Source organism: Paenibacillus sp. FSL K6-3182, assembly GCF_037976325.1.
GTDB lineage: Bacteria > Bacillota > Bacilli > Paenibacillales > Paenibacillaceae > Pristimantibacillus.
This window is the reverse complement of record NZ_CP150265.1, coordinates 73,603-90,129: the sequence shown is the minus strand read 5'-3', so window position 1 is coordinate 90,129 and position 16,527 is coordinate 73,603. Positions and strand designations below refer to the sequence as shown.

Here is a 16,527-nt window from a genome sequence, read left to right as displayed (position 1 = left end):
ATCTTGTGTACCAGACAGCACTATTCACGGTTATCAGACATTAATTCCTCATAGCTGATTCCGAGCGTCTTAGCGATATGATTTAATAACTTCGTATCCGTCTTCCTTGTTCCTCGCTCCAATGAGCCAAGAACGGCCACCGATACGCCAAGCTCCTTGGCCAGCTCCTGCTGAGTATAGCCCTTCAGCTTTCGAAAGGCTCTGACGCGCTGCGCCAATTGATTGTTTTCCATAACGTAATGCCTTCCTTTCCATCCAGAAGCGCTGCTTCAGATACTGCGCTTACCTCGGACTGCAGCCGATGTGTTTGATCCAAAACATCATGCAGCGGAACGAGAACGAACGACCGCTCCATCATACGCGGATGCGGCAAAGTTAATTCCTCTTGATCCATTCTGACATTATCGTATAGGAGCAGATCAAGGTCAATGGTTCTCGGTCCCCAACGAATTTGTCGAACTCTACCGAGCTGCTGCTCGTACTCCAAAAGCTGACGCAAAAGCATTAATGGAGATAGTGTCGTTCGTACAGCTAATGCCATATTGATAAAGGGCGGTTGCTCTGTGTAGCCTACCGGATCAGTCTCATACATGCCCGATACTCTGCTAACCACGATGTTTGGGTGCGCATCGATGAGGCTAATCGCTTCCAGCAGCAATTGCTCACGGTTTCCCATGTTTGATCCTAAAGCGATATATGCCTCTGCCTGTGCGCCATCAAGCGGGAATTGTTCGTCCATCATTGTCCCGCTTTCTGCGCAGTTCTACCGTTACTCCGTCAAAATGGATATCAAACGGCGGGTTAGGCTTCGTTACTCGAACCGTCACTTCATTTACCATAGTATAAACTTCCAGTACTTGCGATGCAATGTGACCTGTTAAAGCTTCGATAAGCTTAAACGGAGGGCCCTCTACAATCGTTTTCGTGAGAGCGTGGATTTCTGCATAATTCACCGTACTGTTCAAATCATCAGTTAACGCCGCTTGCTCCAAATCCATATTGAGTTCAACATCCACATAATATTTCTGGCCTAGCTTGTTTTCTTCAGGAAATACGCCGTGGTAGCCGTAAAACCTCATCCCTTTGATCAGCATTTTATCCATTATAGTCACTCTCCTAACGATGTACCTTATTCAAAATAAGAAACGGCATTTAACAACACAATTAACGTCGATATAAAATAGCGTCCGTCATAAGCGCAGTACGCTTAATTGCACGCACATCATGCACACGTACGATTTGGCAGCCGTGCGCAATGCCAAGAGCAACCGTCGCAGCTGTTCCCTCAACAAGCTCATCAACAGGCAGATTCAGCGTCTGCTTAATGAAACGTTTACGCGAGGTGCCAAGCAGCACCGGATATCCAAGTGCATGCAGCTCGGATAGACGGCCAAGCAGCTCCAGATTATCCTCATAGGTTTTGGCAAAACCAATACCCGGATCTAGCCAGATTTGATCTTCAGCGATGCCAGCCGTTCGCGCAATGCTTACACTGCCCTGCAAATCTGTAAGTACATCGGGAACAAAATCATTATAGTCTCTCGCATGGCGGTTATGATTGATGATGACAGGACAAGCATATTCAGCTGCAACTGCGGCCATATTAGGGTCACCCTTAAGCCCCCAAATGTCATTAATGATATGAGCGCCCGCCTCTAGCGCGTGCCGCGCAGTCTCAGCTTTGTATGTATCGATGGATAAAGGAATGTGCGGCAGCGCCTTACGCAAAACCTGAATAACAGGGAGGATACGCCGCAGCTCTTCCTCCACTCCCACCGGCTCAAATCCTGGACGTGTCGATTCACCGCCAATATCAATAATATCAGCGCCTTCCTCCACCATCGCTTTCGCACGGGCAAGAGCCGCATCCACACTCGTGTAGCTCCCGCCGTCCGAGAAAGAATCAGGTGTCGCATTCAAAATGCCCATAATCAACGTACGCCCGCCTAGCTCCAGCCTCGTTCCGCTGCCAAACTCATATGCTCTTTTATAGAAATTTGGTTGTTGATCCATTGTTAGACCGCCATCCTTCTTCTTAATGTTACATGATTACAGAGCTTAGATAGCTCCAGCATCACCGTCAATTGTCGTCTGTCGGTAAAGGGTAAGCAATTGCTTCGTAATAGTCCCTGCTTGACCGTTGCCGATAACTCTACTCACCCCGCCGGCTTCTGATAACAGAGTAACGGGAACGAGCTCCTGAATGGAATTAGTGAGCCATATCTCGTCGGCCGTTTGCAGCTTCTCCAAGCTATAAAGGCCCTCTTCGGTTTCATACCCTGCACTGCCAGCCAGCTCCAGAACTCGCTCGCGCGTTATGCCCGGCAATATGCCGGTGGCCAGTTCAGGCGTATATACAACATTGTCCTTAGCAAAAAACAAGTTGCTCACGATTCCCTCCGCCAACCATCCTTCTCGGCTGAGCATAAGACCCTCGGCCCCAGGCGCAGCACCACTGGCAAGCAGCTCTCGCTTAGCAATAATATTGTTCATATAATGGAGAGACTTAAAGCGAACCTCGCCCTCAGGCGTATTCCTCCTTGTCTGCAAAAGCCGCAGCTCCCGTCCGCGCATATGAACCGCATCATTAACCGGCGGCAAAGCCTTTACAAGCATTAACACATTCGGCTGTTCATAATCTCCTGTCGGCAACCCTAGCTCAGCTTCGCCTGCACTGACGGTTAGTCTTATATAGCCATCTTTTAATTCATTCGCCTCAAGAAGCTCGTTAACAGAGCTGCGCAGCTCCTCCATATTAGGCGTGTACTGAATTCCTAGCTGATCACAACCTGAGCATAATCGCTTCATATGCCTGTCTAGTAAGTAAGGTTTCCCCTCATACGTGCGGAAAGTCTCGAACAAACCTATACCGTACAAAAAGCCGTGATCATAAACTGAGATCACGGCTTCGCTCGCATCCATTACGGAGCCGTTCAGTTCGACCTTCATCGCACTGCGCCCGTCCGATTTTGCAAGAAATTACGAAGCATCGTCAAGCCATGCTCCGTTATAATGGACTCAGGGTGAAATTGCACCCCTTCAATCGCATATTCCTTATGACGCAAACCCATAATTTCTCCTTCATCGGTTTCCGCTGTTATTTCCAAGCAATCAGGCAGCGTTTCACGGCGTACGATAAGAGAATGATAGCGAGTAGCGGTAAAAGGTGATGGCAAACCTTCAAACACAGATTTTCCTTGATGATAAATGGCAGACGTTTTGCCGTGCATCAGCTTCTCCGCACGTACCACTTCCCCGCCAAATGCTTGTCCGATCGATTGATGACCAAGACATACGCCAAAAATCGGGATTTTACCTTTAAAATGCTCGATTAGAGATAAACTAATGCCCGCTTCATTCGGTGAACACGGACCTGGTGATATTAGAATATGATCGGGCGCTAATTCTTCGATTCCGGCTAAATCTATTTCGTCGTTTCTTTTTACCGTAATATCTTCCCCAAGCTCACCCAAATACTGTACTAAATTGTACGTAAAGGAATCATAATTATCGATGACAAGTATCATGTTAAGGCTCCCCCTTTTTCCGTTTCCGCTGCCAAATCGACTGCTGCAAACCGTTCGCTGTACTGAATGGCCTTCCATAATGCCTTCGCCTTGTTTAGCGATTCTTTATATTCCCGCTCCGGCTCAGAATCAATAACGATGCCTGCTCCCGCTTGAATATGAACAACGCCTTCCTGAAGCACCATTGTTCTAATAATAATATTAAATTCCATATCCCCGCTGTAGTCAATCCATCCAAGCGAGCCGGTATACGGTCCTCTGCGTGTCGGTTCAAGCTCTTCTATGATTTCCATTGTGCGAATTTTTGGAGCACCTGTAATCGTTCCTCCGGGGAAGGTAGCCGATATAACATCGTAAGCATCTTTGCCGTTTGCAAGCTGTCCTACTACCTGAGAAACAAGATGCATAACATGTGAGTATTGTTCAATAACCATAAACTCTTCGACCTTAACCGTACCATAAGTAGAAATCCGCCCAAGATCGTTCCGCTCCAAGTCAACGAGCATAATATGCTCCGCCCGCTCCTTCTCATTCGTGAGAAGTTCGTCAGCTAGGCGCCGATCCTCTTCCTCCGTTCGCCCGCGTCTACGCGTTCCAGCAATCGGTCTTGTGATCAGCTTGTTGTCATTGAGCTCAACGAGAAGCTCAGGGGATGCAGATACAATCTGAAAATCAGGGCAACGCAGAAACCCCATATATGGCGATGGGTTAACTAGTCGAATCCATTCATAAAGTTCTTCCGGAGCAGCCGCAATCGCCTTGATCTGACGAACGGACAAATTCACTTGAAAAACGTCACCCTGCTCAATATATCGCTGAATGCTGCGAACAGCGTCCATGTATGCTTGCTTCGAGAAAGGCGATGTGATGCCAGTAATCGAATCCACATCCAATTGCAATAAATCATCTGTCAACAAGCGCTGACGTTCTGCTCGAAGCGATATCGCCTTCGCCTGGGCACGCTCTTCATCAAACCAGGTTAACCAGTAGTCGGTCATCCCTTCCGCTCTAGATGAAGCACGATCATAAGCAGCACGCAGCTCCTCTTGATCCGCATTTTGATCTATTTTTGAATGGACAGCACAATACACTTTTGATTGCTCGTGGTCGATTATCCATATCTCATTCATTTGCATGAATAAATAATCGGGAATATCCTGATTATCCTCGGCTAGCACCGGCAATCGTTCGATCGAACGGATGACATCGTAACCCCAGAATCCGATACAGCCGCCAACCCACTTAGGCCCATTCTCAAGCTTCGGCCCCAGTAAGCCGCTCATCCATTCTCTCACAACCTCAAGCGGCTTACCTTCCCAGCGGCGCTTGCTCTGATCCTCTAGCGAATGGAATTGTATAGACTCTGCTTGCAGCCCTTTTCCACGGATAACCCCGTCAGGATGCAATCCCAAATACGTATATCGTCCGTCCTTGCCGCTTTCTAATACAAAAGCATGCGGCGAAGCGTCCTGCCATACTTCTTCCCATGACGTTACGTTCGCCCGATTACCGAACTCAAAGGGTAATTCTTTAACGAATGGCAGCGTCGTATATTTCTGTTCGGCGTGCCACCGAGTCCATTGCTCTATCGCGGTGATCATCACCTTCAACCCCCGAATACTTGACTTATTTTGCTCAGTATACAGAATAGCTAAGTAAAAAGAAAGCCTTCCATTCCGAGGAATGAAAGGCTGTTCGATATAGGCAGTAAAAATTAGTTTTCGAAGTTGAACAGCGGTGTGGAAAGGTAGCGTTCGCCGTTGCTTGGAACAATCGCAACAACACGTTTTCCTTCGCCAAGCTCTTTCGCAACTTGCAATGCCGCATAGATCGCTGCGCCAGAGGAAATTCCGCAAAGAATGCCTTCTTCTTTCGCTGCACGACGAGCGTATTCAAACGCATCTTCGTTCTCAATTGTAATGACAGCATCGTAGATATCACGGTTCAAAATATCAGGAACAAAGTTTGCGCCGATACCTTGAATTTTGTGAGCACCTGGTTTGCCGCCAGAGAGGATAGGTGAAGCAGCAGGCTCTACCGCGTAAATTTTAATACCGTCGAAGTTTTTCTTAAGCACTTCACCAGTACCTGAAATCGTTCCGCCAGTTCCGATACCGGCAACGAACGCATCAAGCTTACCATCAAGGGAGTTGATCGCTTCGACGATCTCAGGACCTGTCGTTTCGCGGTGAACCTTAACGTTTGCTTGGTTTTTGAATTGTTGCGGCAGGAAGTAGTTCGTGTTCTCAGCAGCTAGTTCTTCCGCTTTGCGAACAGCACCGTTCATACCTTCAGAACCTGGCGTCAATACAAGCTCTGCACCGTAAGCGCGAAGCAGGTTGCGACGCTCAATACTCATCGTTTCAGGCATAACAAGAATAGCCTTATAGCCTTTTGCAGCTGCTACAAGTGCTAGTCCAATTCCTGTATTTCCGCTAGTAGGCTCAATAATAGTATCGCCTGGTTTTATGATTCCCTCTTGCTCAGCTACCTCAATCATACTGATTGCAATACGGTCTTTTACACTTGCACCTGGATTTTGATATTCAAGTTTCACATAAACTTCTGCACTGCCCTCAGGCACGAGACGGTTTAAACGAACAAGCGGAGTGTCACCGATAAGATCTAGAACACTTTGTACAATTTTGGCCATGGAAATAACTGCCTCCTTATTCCGACTAATTCAGTTGGTATTTTCACTAATTACATCTTAACAATCTCTTGCATCCGTTGTCAATAGTGACTTTAACGCTCCACTGAAAACGCAGCACCGGGCAAAGCTATTCTGTTTTCACAGCATCATATTTCTCTAGCAGCTTATCCTCAATTTTGGTCAATGAGTCAGCACGTTCAAGCGCCAGCTGCTTGCGTACAGTATCTTGCAGCCTGCCTCCCGACATATTCGTTGTCATTTGGCGCTCGATAAGACGAATAACCGCATAACCCCCGTCTATCTTAATCGGACCGGCAATTTCAGCTACCCGCAAACGACTGGCTGTTTCCATCATTTCGCGGTTATAAAATGGGTCATCTTTATCAATCAAGCCGAGATCGCCGCCTGTATCTGCCGTAAATGAATCAATGGAATAGGAATGTGCCATCTCAGCGAAATCCTCGCCATCCGATAAAAGCCCCATCACGGAGTTAGCTTCCTTCATCGTCTCCGTTATAATCCATTGCAGATGCAGCTGCATTTTCTCATCAAATTCCTCAGGATGATCGGTTATATAGCGTTCAACCTCTTCATCTGAAACATGAATGCTTCGCACGACGATTTTCTCCAGAAGCAAGCGGTAATGCAAGTCCTCCAACACCTGTTCCCGGCTCATGCCTAATTGCTCTTGCATGACTTCAAAAAAACGTTCTTCACTATCGTAGCCTTCAATCATTTTATCAAGCTCACGGCTTTGCTCTTCAGCAAGTATGCTAAGCTCAGAGGCTGCAGCTTCTAAATCAATCGCTTTATGAACCATTAACGTGCGCAGAACGGCAGCTCCATATTGCGAATGAAGCTCACCTTCCAAATCTGCAAGCGTAATGTTTTCCTTGCCCACTTTAGCGATAACACGACTACCATCCGATTGATTCGTTGGTGTTTGGCCTGGCTTGCTCGGTTCAGCCGTTTCTTCCCCACTGCCGACATTCGTTGGCTGCTGATTATCCAGCTGTCGATCATGACCCGGCCACACTCTAATTACGACGACTACCGATAATACCACCATGCATACGGCTTGAAGGATGACAACGGCCTTCAGCACCTCGTATTTCCTCATTGCCCTAATGCCTCCGATTATTGGATCGGCTTTGGTTTCGCTTGTTCAAGCAGCAGCTTTAGCTGAGCCCGTTCAAATGTATACGCTTCGTTGCAAAATTGGCAAACGACTTCCGCTTTTCCATCTTCATCAATAATTTGTTGCAGCTCATGCTCACCTAAACTGAGAAGTGTCTGCTCTACACGCTCGGAGGAACAGAAGCATTGAAACTTCAAGTCCATCGTATCGTGAATGTGAAGGTCGCCATCTTCCCCTACAATCCTGCGCAGCAGCCCCTCCGGTGACTCTCCTTGATCAAGCAAGGTCGTTACAGGGGGCATCGATCCAACCGCTTGCTCCAGTTTTGTAATCTCATCGTCCGTCAAACCAGGCATAAGCTGAACGATAAACCCACCAGCATGCAGCACCGAGTTATCTGTATCCACCAAGACGCCAAGACCAACCGCCGAAGGCGTTTGTTCGGAGACCGCGAAATAGTATGTGAAATCCTCGCCGAGTTCACCCGATACAATCGGAATACTGCCACGGTATGGTTCCTTCATCCCTAAATCCTTTGTAATATGAAGATAACCAGTGCGTCCAACAGCTCCGGCTACGTCAAGCTTACCCAGTGCGTTGCTTGCCAAATGCACTTCAGGATGATCAACGTATCCGCGAACCTCTCCGTCTGCATTGGCATCAACAACGATCTGGCCGATTGGACCGTCGCCCTTTACTTGAATCGTCAGTTTTTCTTGCCCTTTCAGCATAGCGCCCATAATAGCACCTGCTGTTAATGTACGCCCTAACGCTGCTGTAGCCGTTGGATATGTACCATGCCTTTGGCGAAGCTCTTCAACAAGCTGAGTCGTGCGAGCCGCGAACACTCGAATCTTGCCATTCCATGCCGTCCCTCGCACCAGCACGTCCTTCAGCTGATTTTCCATCAAAATCCCTCCTGATTGCGTTCATATATAATTCTCAATCCTTCAAGTGTGAGCAGCGGATCAACCTCTTCTATCGTTTCCGATTCAGCAGCGATTAACTCAGCTAAGCCGCCGGTTGCGATTACACGTGGTGTGACACCGAATTCTGTGCGTATCCGTTTAACAATACCGTCAACCTGTCCTGCGTATCCAAAAATAATGCCAGCCTGCATCGATGTCACAGGATTGCGTCCAATGACACTCTTCGGCTTCACAAGCTCAATACGCGGCAGCTTAGCGGCGCGCTGATAAAGCGCTTCGGTAGAAATGCCGATCCCCGGAACAATGGCACCGCCCAAGTAATTGCCGCCTTCATCAATATAGTCAAAGGTCGTTGCTGTACCGAAATCAACAACAATAAGCGGTGAGCCGTATTTTACGATGCCCGCCACCGAATTGACGATCCGATCAGCCCCAACCTCACGTGGATTCTCATAGCGGATGTTTAATCCGGTTTTGACGCCAGGCCCTACGACTAGGGGAACTTTACGCAAATATTTGAGACAAAGCTGCTCGAGTGTCCGCATCAACGGTGGAACAACCGATGAAATAATGACGCCTTCCATTTGTTCCAGCTTCACGCCCGCATAATGAAACAGATTATGAATGTTAATGCCGTATTCATCTACTGTAGCAGAACGATTGGTGCTCAGCCGCCAATGGTGCAAAAGTTCTTTTCCTTTATAGATGCCTAGCACAATATTCGTATTTCCAACATCAATGACGAGGATCAAAGCGACTCCACACCCTTCTTCTCATTCAAATCCAAGCTAATATCGAGCGCATGGAAGGAATAAGTCAATCCGCCTACCGAAATGACATCAACGCCGCTAGCTGCGATACCTTTAACGGTTTCTAAAGAGACACCGCCAGATGCTTCTACGATAACGTGAGGAGAAGCTGCTTTAATTCGAGCTACACATTCCTTCATCAAATCTGTAGACATATTGTCCAGCATAATAATGTCTGCGCCACAAGCAAGCGCTTCGTCCACTTGCACTAACGATTCTGTCTCTACTTCAATTTTCATTGTGTGTGGAATTTTACTGCGCGCAGCTTCAACCGCAGCACGAATGCCGCCAGAGCCTTTAATATGGTTATCTTTAATCATAACTGCATCATATAAACCGAATCGGTGGTTAGCGCCGCCCCCCACACGCACTGCATACTTCTCCAGCATCCGATGGCCTGGGGTTGTCTTGCGAGTATCGACAAGCCGAACCGGCAATCCTTCAAGCGCATCGATGAAAGAACGTGTCTTAGTCGCAATGCCCGACAGCCGTTGCATTAAGTTAAGCGCAAGTCGCTCTCCGGTTAATAGGCTATGCGTACTGCCCTCTACGGTGGCGATAATTGTACCCTTGTTTACATACTCGCCATCCTGTACTTTGGAATCAAAGACAAGTGACGAATCAACAACCTCAAATACGAGCTTCGCAATCGGAAGCCCTGCAATTATACCGCTTTCCTTTACATGGATAACCGCTTTGGAACGCGAGTCCCTTGGAATCGTCGTTTCGGTCGTAATATCCCCACTGCCTATATCCTCTGCAAGCCATCCGCGAATTTGCTCGCGCACTGCTGCATTATAACCGCCTGCCATCCATTCAAACATCCTCTATTCGCTCCTCCGTCAATCCATATAGACGGTGTAACACCGTATGCTTTCTCCACATTGCATCATCGCGTACCGGGAAATCCTCACGGAAATGAGCTCCACGGCTTTCCTCCCGAGAGAGTGCAGCTTCCGTAGTCAGCAGGGCACAGGTGAGCAGATTAGCAAATTCGTATTCCTCACGCCCCGTCAGAACGGATTGATAGATAGGCAACTGCCGTTTCAATTCCTCAAGACCCTTCATAAGACCACTTGCATCGCGGCGCAAGCCAGCGTAACGGACCATAATCTTTTGCAGCTTAAGCCGTCTTTCTACGACAGCTTGGATTGATGTACTGCTCCGTTCTATCTCATTACTAATAATAGGCTGAACCGTAAGACTTGGAAGCTCATCGATTCGTTTTACAATTCTTCTGCCAAATACAATGGCCTCGGATAGCGAATTGCTCGCTAATCGATTAGCGCCGTGTACACCTGTTGAGGATACTTCGCCGCAAGCGAATAAACGCTTTATATTCGTTTCCCCATTTAGGTCGGTTTTCACTCCGCCCATCATATAATGCATAGCTGGCGCAACCGGAATCCAGTCCGACGTCAGGTCGAGGCCGTATTTTAAGCAATATTCATATATAGTAGGAAAACGGTGCTTCACCATTTCCGGTGATTCATGTGTAATATCAATATAAACGAAAGTCGATTTCGTCTCTTCCATTTCACTGACGATGGCTCTCGCCACAACATCACGCGGTGCCAGCTCCAGCTGTTCATGGTAGCGTTCCATGAAGCGCTCTCCCTTAATATTACGAAGATACGCCCCTTCGCCGCGCACAGCCTCTGATATCAAAAACCTTGGCGCGCCTGGATAACATAGAGAGGTAGGGTGGAACTGAATAAACTCGACATCCTGTATGTATGCCCCTGCTCGATAAGCCATCGCAATGCCGTCTCCTGTGGCAACCTCAGGATTTGTCGTGTAACGGTACAACTGCCCAGCCCCGCCTGAGCTTAAGATGACGGCTTTGCCTCTTACAAACAAACGCGCACCGCTCGGCTTCTGTACAATGACACCACAGCATTCGCCGTCCTGAGTAACCAAATCAATAACAAAATGGTCGTCCCAAACTTCGATCTTAGGATTGGCAATAGCCGTTTCGGACAATGCTCGTACGATCTCGAAACCCGTAGCATCCCCGTTAGCATGCAAAATACGCCGCTGGCTATGCGCTCCTTCCTTCGTAAGCGCAAACTCGCCATTCTCCAGATCGAATTGCGTTCCCATCTTTATTAAGCTGCGAACACCTTTGGGTCCCTCGTGAACGAGTACATCAACCGCTTCATTAGAACATAAGCCTGCACCCGCTACGAGTGTATCTTGTCTATGGTAAGCCGGTGAATCCTCATCCGAAATAACCGCAGCGATACCGCCCTGTGCATAACGCGTATTGCTGTCGAGCAGCGATTTTTTCGTAATCATGAGGACAGAATTGTTTTCACTTGCTCGTATAGCGGTAAAAAGACCGGCAATGCCGGCCCCAATTACGATCACATCTTTTTCTATAACAGGCAGCTCACTTAACTGCACATCGACTAAATATCTAGGAATCATCATTGGCTCCTCCAAGCGTAGAAGCAGCGCATACTACTTCACGAGTAGCATGCGCTCCAAGGATAAACGGGCTTGATCTGCAACATGTGGCGGTACGTAGATTTGAGGCTGCATCGTTTCCAAGCATTTCACTAGCTTCTTCAAATTATTTACTTTCATGTTAGGGCACACCAAATATTTAGATGCAAAATGAAAAGTTTTACCTGGGCTGTCTAAACGAAGCTGATAGCCAGTGCCATCTTCTGTTCCCACGATAAATTCTTGGCAATCTGATTCTTTACAATATTTAATAATAGCGGTTGTACTGCCTACAAAGTCGCCTAGCTCAACGACTTCAGGACGACATTCCGGATGCACAACGAATTGCGCATTAGGATATTTCGCTTTCATTTCTTCTACGTCTTTAACCGTCAGCATATCGTGCGTATTGCAGTAACCTTCCCAGATAATCATTTTCTTATCGGTATTCTGCTGCACATAGTGGCCTAGGTTCTTATCTGGTACCCAGATGATCTCGTCGCCTTCAACCGAATTGACAACTTTAACCGCATTTGCCGATGTGCAGCAAATATCAGTCTCAGCTTTGATCTCAGCAGACGAGTTAATGTAAGTAACGACTTTTGCATTCGGGTGCTGCGCTTTCAGCTTACGCAAGCCATCAACACTTACCATGTCGGCCATCGGACAGCCCGCACGCTCGTCGGGAATGATAACGGTTTTATTAGGAGCCAAAATTTTTGCGCTCTCACCCATAAAGTGAACGCCGCAAAAAACAATAACTTCAGCATCCGTTTGTGCAGCCTTCTGCGCAAGCAGGAAGGAATCTCCACGGAAATCAGCTACCTCTTGAATTTCATCACGTTGATAATAATGAGCTAAAATGATAGCATTCCGTTCTTTCTTCAACTGTAACAACCGTTCACGCAGCTCTCGGTTTTGCTCCGCCTTGCGTTCCAGTGCCAGTGCTTCCACAGTAGATCCTCTCCTCTTATGAGGGATGGGCGATAACCCATTCCGTTATACGGCAAGCTGAACTTTGTGAATTGATGCACAAACTTAGAAAGTCGCTTACCTATAGTTTAAACCAAAAGGGATAAATTCATTTGATTAAGTTTTAATTTACACGCGGTAGATGCTACTGTCAATGCGTTAAAGGCCTTTTTAAGGCAGCAATTTAAAATAAATTATTTTGATCGCTGTATCTCACTCACATTCTTCGTAAATGAACCTTTTTTACTATATAATCGCGACCTCCGTCATCACTTATATTAGCAACGAAATAAAAAAAGTCTCTCTCCGCGATGGAGAGAGACCATTTTGAATTATCTTTTTGCTGGATCGTAAGGTTGACCAAGTGCTGATGGCGCATTTGAACGACCAACAGCTCCTGCCAAAACGATCAATGTCAAAACGTATGGCAGCATGTAGAAAAATTCAACTGGAATATGCTGCGAGAATTCAAAGCGCTGTGCAAAGCTTCTAAGCGCCTGAGCTAGACCGAAGAACATTGCTGCTCCTACAACGCCAAGCGGATTCCATTTGCCGAAAATCAGTGCTGCGAGCGCAATAAATCCTTGCCCAGAAATCGTATTATGCGCAAAGCTGCTTGTCGTCGTCAACGTAATTGTCGCACCGCCAAGACCTGCAAGCGCGCCGCTAAGCAATACGCCGATATAACGGTATTTCGTTACGCTGATACCAACGGTATCCGCAGAGCTCGGATGTTCGCCCACCGCACGTAGACGCAAGCCAAACGGCGTATGGAACAAGACGAAATAACTGACTACTGCGATAGCTAGGACAATATACGTCGTCGGATACGCGGTGAAAATAGCTTTCCCGAGCAACGGAATATCAGATAAAAAAGGTATTTTCACTTTGTGGAACACATTAGCCAAAAGCGGCGTTTGACCTGATCCATCATAAAGGCTTTTGGTTAGGTAAAGCGCTAAGCCAAGCGATAGAATGTTAATAACGACACCGACGACGGTTTGATCCGCACGGAATGTGATCGTTGATATCGCATGCAATAAAGCGAATAACGTACCATAAATAGCTGCAGCTATAAATCCAATCCACGGTGAAGCACTGCCTAACCCAGCTTGTATCGCATACTCCGTTGCAACTGCCGCGGCGAACGCTCCTGAAACCATCAAGCCCTCTAGTCCGATGTTCACAACACCTGAGCGCTCTGAGTACATACCGCCAAGCGCTGTAAAAATGAGTGCGGTGGAGAACACGAGCGTTGTATTAATAAGTTGTCCAATGATGTCTAGCACGTTCATCCTACACCGCCTCCTTCCGCTTGCTTGCACGTTTATTTAGAAAAGGCTTTAAGAACCACTTCACCAATCCATGCGAAGCAACGAAGAAAATAACGGCGCCGATTACGATACGCACGACCTCAGGAGGAACACCCGCACCAAAGCTCATGCCTGCTGAACCGTAGCTGAGTCCACCGAATAAAATTGCGCCAAGGAATACACCTATCGGCGTATTGCCGCCAAGGAGCGCTACCGCAATACCATCAAATCCATAGCCTGGAGAAGCGGCCATAACGGTCTGGTTGCCGAACACGCCTAAAATTTCAAACACGCCGCCCAGACCAGCGAATACTCCGCTTATAAACATCGACTTAACCATCGTTACGTTAACGTTCATACCTGCATATAACGCAGCATCCGGATTATGTCCAACAGCACGAAGCTCGTAGCCTTGTTTCGTACGCCATAATACGAAATAAAACACAACGATACAAATGAGAGCAACTACCGTACCCCAGTGCATACGAGCGTTGTCTGTCAATTTAATAAGCCAATCAATTTTCACCATAGCTGATTCATGAACCGGCATCGACTTCTGCTGGCCTTTCTCAACAAGAAACTTCGCAATGATAAAATTGGAGAGGAACAATGCGATCCAATTCAGCATGATGGATGAAATCACTTCATTTACTCCACGCTTCGCTTTCAAGTAACCAGCAATACCCGCCCATAGGCCGCCGAATACAGCACCCGTAATTACAGCTAGAGGCGCATGTATATACCATGGCAGGTCGAGCAGCACGCCTACGATTGTTGCGCCAGTCATGCCCATTACAAATTGTCCCTCAACACCGATATTGAATAGACCTGTACGGAAAGCGAAGGAAACGGCTAAACCTGTAAAGATCAATGGTGTAATTGCTCGAACCGCTTCTCCCATATTGTAAGGAGTGCTAAACAGCTTATTGATTAAAGAAGTATACGCTAGAATCGGATCGTACCCTCCAGCAAGCATGGCAATGGCGCCAACCACAAATCCAAGAATGATTGACACAATTGGAATAAGGATAGACGATTTATTAAATATTTTTTTCAAGGTTTCCATATACGCTATCCTCTCCCCTCTGATGCAGGTACAGCTATTTTGTTACCAGCCATCATAAGTCCAAGCTGCTGATCATCTCTTTGCTCAGCATCAACCTCACCCATTAGCTTGCCTTCATACATGACCGCAATTCGATCGGACAGTGCATACAGCTCATCAAGCTCAAATGATACGAGTAAAATCGCTTTTCCTTCGTTACGAGCTTGTACCAACCGCTTGTGCACAAATTCAATCGCACCGATGTCGAGACCGCGTGTAGGCTGAACCGCAATTAACAAATCAGGATCTTTATGAAGCTCCCGTGCGATAATAGCCTTCTGCTGGTTTCCTCCAGACAACTGACGAGCATGCGTATGAATACCTGATGAGCGAACATCAAATTCGTTAACAAGCTTTTCAGACAGCTTGTCCATGCTGTTGTAATCAATAAACATAGAACGGCCGAATTCCGGCTCAAAATACGTATTCAAAATCATATTTTCACTAACCGAGAAATCTAGCACCAGCCCATGCTTATGCCGATCCTCTGGTATATGCCCTACTCCCGCAACCGATATTTGGCGCGGAGAATGATTCGTCATATCCTTGCCATTCAGCTTAACGCTGCCGCCGTCCAGCTTGCGCATACCTGTTATAGCGTAAATGAGTTCGCTTTGCCCATTGCCATCAACACCGGCTATGCCAAAAATCTCTCCTGCACGAATGTTGAAGCTGGTACCATCCAATACATTCTTGCCTTGATCACCTTTCATCTGCAATCCATCCACAGATAAAATAACTTCGCCAGGCTCGTTCTTCGTCTTCTTCACCTCGAAGGATACGTCCCTGCCGACCATTAATTCCGCAAGCTGCTGCTCATTCGTCTCATCTGTAGTTACTGTCTTGATAACCTTGCCGCGTCGAATAACGGTTACAGCATCTGCAAGAGCCATTACTTCTTTCAATTTATGCGTAATGATAATAATCGACTTTCCTTCAGCAGCCAGGTTGCGAATGATTTCGATTAGCTCCTCAATTTCCTGCACCGTCAAAACAGCTGTCGGCTCATCAAAAATAACGATTTCGGCGCCGCGATACAACGTTTTCAGAATTTCAACACGCTGCTGCATGCCTACTGTAATATCTTTAATTCGCGCCTGAGGGTCTACATTCAGACCATAACGTTCGGATATCGCCCGAACCTTCTCATTAGCGAGCTTGTAGTCGATTTTCATACCTTTAACAGGCTCATTGCCAAGCACAATATTTTCTGCAACGGTAAAAGGCTGTACGAGTTTAAAATGTTGATGAACCATGCCGATGCCAAGGTCAATTGCTTTAGAAGCACCCTCAATGACTGTCTTCTCACCATTAACCCAAATCTCGCCCTCGTCCGGTTGATATAGTCCGAACACAATGTTCATTAGGGTCGATTTCCCTGCGCCATTCTCGCCAAGCAGCGCATGAATCTGACCTTTCTTCAATTCAAAATTTATGGAATCGTTAGCTACCAATCCGGGAAACCGCTTTGTAATTCCCTTTAACTGTACAGCCGCCTTGCTCCGGTCCATTCCTCATCATCTCCCCGGTTTTTACTGCTTGAATATGCATAAAAAATTTGACATTAAAAGCACTTACTTATCCCAACAAAGAACAAAGACCGGCCGAAGCCGGTCTTGTCTGATTCATCAAC

Annotated in this window: 17 protein-coding genes; all 17 read right to left on the bottom strand. The window is 47.0% G+C overall.

The annotated features are described in order from the left end of the window. Window positions 1-20 precede the first annotated feature (20 nt). Window positions 21-233 (bottom strand): helix-turn-helix transcriptional regulator, encoded by a 213-nt coding sequence (locus MHH56_RS00435; RefSeq protein ID WP_054025845.1) that lies wholly within the window; start codon window positions 231-233, stop codon window positions 21-23. Continuing rightward, the gene (folK, locus tag MHH56_RS00430; protein WP_339205915.1) at window positions 185-742 is read right to left on the bottom strand and encodes a 2-amino-4-hydroxy-6-hydroxymethyldihydropteridine diphosphokinase; all 558 of its coding nucleotides are present in this window, start codon (window positions 740-742) and stop codon (window positions 185-187) included. The genes MHH56_RS00435 and folK overlap by 49 nt, the downstream gene beginning before the upstream one ends. Further along, window positions 717-1,103 carry a dihydroneopterin aldolase gene (folB, locus tag MHH56_RS00425; protein WP_339205914.1) on the bottom strand — a complete coding sequence of 129 codons (387 nt, stop codon included), beginning with the start codon at window positions 1,101-1,103 and terminating at the stop codon, window positions 717-719. The genes folK and folB overlap by 26 nt, the downstream gene beginning before the upstream one ends. A 61-nt stretch (window positions 1,104-1,164) precedes the next feature. After that, window positions 1,165-2,013, bottom strand: coding sequence for a dihydropteroate synthase (folP, locus tag MHH56_RS00420; protein ID WP_339205913.1), 849 nt, complete (start codon window positions 2,011-2,013; stop codon window positions 1,165-1,167). 45 nt (window positions 2,014-2,058) lie between these two features. After that, window positions 2,059-2,949 carry an aminodeoxychorismate lyase gene (gene pabC / locus MHH56_RS00415; RefSeq protein ID WP_339205912.1) on the bottom strand — a complete coding sequence of 297 codons (891 nt, stop codon included), beginning with the start codon at window positions 2,947-2,949 and terminating at the stop codon, window positions 2,059-2,061. Next, complete coding sequence (pabA, locus tag MHH56_RS00410) at window positions 2,946-3,527, bottom strand: aminodeoxychorismate/anthranilate synthase component II (protein ID WP_339205911.1); 582 nt, start codon at window positions 3,525-3,527, stop codon at window positions 2,946-2,948. The genes pabC and pabA overlap by 4 nt, the downstream gene beginning before the upstream one ends. Continuing rightward, window positions 3,524-5,128 carry an anthranilate synthase component I family protein gene (locus MHH56_RS00405; RefSeq protein WP_339205910.1) on the bottom strand — a complete coding sequence of 535 codons (1,605 nt, stop codon included), beginning with the start codon at window positions 5,126-5,128 and terminating at the stop codon, window positions 3,524-3,526. Before MHH56_RS00405 ends, pabA begins: the two co-directional genes overlap by 4 nt. Before the next feature lie 113 nt (window positions 5,129-5,241). After that, entirely contained in the window at window positions 5,242-6,180 is a 939-nt protein-coding gene (cysK, locus tag MHH56_RS00400) for a cysteine synthase A (protein ID WP_054025838.1), read from the bottom strand. Between the two features lie 127 nt (window positions 6,181-6,307). Beyond that, window positions 6,308-7,300 (bottom strand): peptidylprolyl isomerase, encoded by a 993-nt coding sequence (locus MHH56_RS00395; RefSeq protein WP_339205909.1) that lies wholly within the window; start codon window positions 7,298-7,300, stop codon window positions 6,308-6,310. 17 nt (window positions 7,301-7,317) lie between these two features. Then, on the bottom strand, window positions 7,318-8,226 hold the full coding sequence (hslO, locus tag MHH56_RS00390) for an Hsp33 family molecular chaperone HslO (RefSeq protein WP_339205908.1): 909 nt from the start codon (window positions 8,224-8,226) through the stop codon (window positions 7,318-7,320). Continuing rightward, window positions 8,226-8,999, bottom strand: coding sequence for a type III pantothenate kinase (locus tag MHH56_RS00385; RefSeq protein WP_076271311.1), 774 nt, complete (start codon window positions 8,997-8,999; stop codon window positions 8,226-8,228). Before MHH56_RS00385 ends, hslO begins: the two co-directional genes overlap by 1 nt. Next, on the bottom strand, window positions 8,996-9,880 hold the full coding sequence (gene nadC, locus MHH56_RS00380) for a carboxylating nicotinate-nucleotide diphosphorylase (RefSeq protein ID WP_339205906.1): 885 nt from the start codon (window positions 9,878-9,880) through the stop codon (window positions 8,996-8,998). Before nadC ends, MHH56_RS00385 begins: the two co-directional genes overlap by 4 nt. Further along, complete coding sequence (gene nadB / locus MHH56_RS00375; RefSeq protein ID WP_339209446.1) at window positions 9,873-11,486, bottom strand: L-aspartate oxidase; 1,614 nt, start codon at window positions 11,484-11,486, stop codon at window positions 9,873-9,875. Before nadB ends, nadC begins: the two co-directional genes overlap by 8 nt. Before the next feature lie 33 nt (window positions 11,487-11,519). Then, entirely contained in the window at window positions 11,520-12,458 is a 939-nt protein-coding gene (nadA, locus tag MHH56_RS00370; RefSeq protein ID WP_054025832.1) for a quinolinate synthase NadA, read from the bottom strand. 350 nt (window positions 12,459-12,808) lie between these two features. Beyond that, window positions 12,809-13,771 (bottom strand): ABC transporter permease, encoded by a 963-nt coding sequence (locus MHH56_RS00365; protein WP_339205905.1) that lies wholly within the window; start codon window positions 13,769-13,771, stop codon window positions 12,809-12,811. Between the two features lies 1 nt (window position 13,772). Beyond that, entirely contained in the window at window positions 13,773-14,855 is a 1,083-nt protein-coding gene (locus MHH56_RS00360; protein WP_076271307.1) for an ABC transporter permease, read from the bottom strand. Between the two features lie 5 nt (window positions 14,856-14,860). After that, complete coding sequence (locus tag MHH56_RS00355) at window positions 14,861-16,405, bottom strand: ABC transporter ATP-binding protein (protein WP_076271306.1); 1,545 nt, start codon at window positions 16,403-16,405, stop codon at window positions 14,861-14,863. Window positions 16,406-16,527: the final 122 nt, after the last annotated feature.

What these genes read in the sequence shown, in the direction of transcription:
- MHH56_RS00435 (WP_054025845.1), bottom strand. Translation starts at nt 233, where the DNA reads ATGGAAAACAATCAATTGGCGCAGCGCGTCAGAGCCTTTCGAAAGCTG.
- folK (WP_339205915.1), bottom strand. Translation starts at nt 742, where the DNA reads ATGATGGACGAACAATTCCCGCTTGATGGCGCACAGGCAGAGGCATAT.
- folB (WP_339205914.1), bottom strand. Translation starts at nt 1,103, where the DNA reads ATGGATAAAATGCTGATCAAAGGGATGAGGTTTTACGGCTACCACGGC.
- folP (WP_339205913.1), bottom strand. Translation starts at nt 2,013, where the DNA reads ATGGATCAACAACCAAATTTCTATAAAAGAGCATATGAGTTTGGCAGC.
- pabC (WP_339205912.1), bottom strand. Translation starts at nt 2,949, where the DNA reads ATGAAGGTCGAACTGAACGGCTCCGTAATGGATGCGAGCGAAGCCGTG.
- pabA (WP_339205911.1), bottom strand. Translation starts at nt 3,527, where the DNA reads ATGATACTTGTCATCGATAATTATGATTCCTTTACGTACAATTTAGTA.
- MHH56_RS00405 (WP_339205910.1), bottom strand. Translation starts at nt 5,128, where the DNA reads ATGATCACCGCGATAGAGCAATGGACTCGGTGGCACGCCGAACAGAAA.
- cysK (WP_054025838.1), bottom strand. Translation starts at nt 6,180, where the DNA reads ATGGCCAAAATTGTACAAAGTGTTCTAGATCTTATCGGTGACACTCCG.
- MHH56_RS00395 (WP_339205909.1), bottom strand. Translation starts at nt 7,300, where the DNA reads ATGAGGAAATACGAGGTGCTGAAGGCCGTTGTCATCCTTCAAGCCGTA.
- hslO (WP_339205908.1), bottom strand. Translation starts at nt 8,226, where the DNA reads ATGGAAAATCAGCTGAAGGACGTGCTGGTGCGAGGGACGGCATGGAAT.
- nadC (WP_339205906.1), bottom strand. Translation starts at nt 9,880, where the DNA reads ATGTTTGAATGGATGGCAGGCGGTTATAATGCAGCAGTGCGCGAGCAA.
- nadB (WP_339209446.1), bottom strand. Translation starts at nt 11,486, where the DNA reads ATGATTCCTAGATATTTAGTCGATGTGCAGTTAAGTGAGCTGCCTGTT.
- MHH56_RS00365 (WP_339205905.1), bottom strand. Translation starts at nt 13,771, where the DNA reads ATGAACGTGCTAGACATCATTGGACAACTTATTAATACAACGCTCGTG.
- MHH56_RS00360 (WP_076271307.1), bottom strand. Translation starts at nt 14,855, where the DNA reads ATGGAAACCTTGAAAAAAATATTTAATAAATCGTCTATCCTTATTCCA.
- MHH56_RS00355 (WP_076271306.1), bottom strand. Translation starts at nt 16,405, where the DNA reads ATGGACCGGAGCAAGGCGGCTGTACAGTTAAAGGGAATTACAAAGCGG.